Origin of the sequence: Xanthobacter autotrophicus ATCC 700552 (assembly GCF_043194565.1) — a bacterium.
In the GTDB taxonomy this organism is placed as follows: Bacteria; Pseudomonadota; Alphaproteobacteria; order Rhizobiales; family Xanthobacteraceae; genus Xanthobacter; species Xanthobacter autotrophicus_F.
This window is the reverse complement of the sequence record NZ_JBAFVS010000073.1, coordinates 1-740: the sequence shown is the minus strand read 5'-3', so window position 1 is coordinate 740 and position 740 is coordinate 1. Positions and strand designations below refer to the sequence as shown.

Sequence of the window (740 nt, the reverse complement as noted above, 5' to 3'; positions counted from 1 at the left end):
GACGGCAAGACGCTGCGCGGCAGCTTTGACGCCTTCAACGACCGCAAGGCGGCCCATGTGCTGAGCGCCTTCGCCAGCGATGACCAGATCATCCTCGGCCACCTGGCGATCGACGATAAGAGCAACGAAATCCCCGCCGCCCAGGATTTGATCGCCACCCTCGGCCTGACCGGGCGCCTGTTCACCCTTGATGCCATGCACGCCCAAAAAAACCTTCGCCACCGCCCTGGAGACCGGTAACCATCTCCTGGTCCAACTCAAGGAGAACCAGCCCAATCTGGACGCCGACGTCCGCGCCATCGCCGACAGGCGCCAGCCCAGCGACACCGCCTCCTCGCGCGACATCGCCCGATCCCGCCAGGAGCAGCGCACCGTCGACGTCTTTCCCCTCGGCGACGCCCTCGCCAAAAGCGAATGGCAGCCCTTCATCAAGACCATCATCCGCGTCACGCGCCAGACCTGGCTCCGCCACGCCGCCACCGGCCTGTGGACGCAACGCGCCGAGGTCTCCTTCTACGTCTCATCCGCCCAAGGCCTCGCCGCGCCCATCTGGGCCGAGATCATCCGCGGCCACTGGGGCATCGAGAACCGCAACCCCTATGTCCGCGACGTCTCCTGCAACGAGGATCGCAGCCGCATCCGCCACAACCCCGGCATCATGGCTCGCGCCAGAAGCTTCGCTCTCAACATCCTCCGACACAACGCCACCACCAACGTCGCTCAAGCCCTCTGGAACGGAG

The 740-nt window shown here is 65.8% G+C and carries 1 pseudogene; it reads left to right on the top strand.

The window, feature by feature from the left end:
• Positions 1 to 57: 57 nt before the first annotated feature.
• Positions 58 to 740, top strand: a pseudogene (locus V5F48_RS24955) (ISAs1 family transposase); the annotation flags it as partial.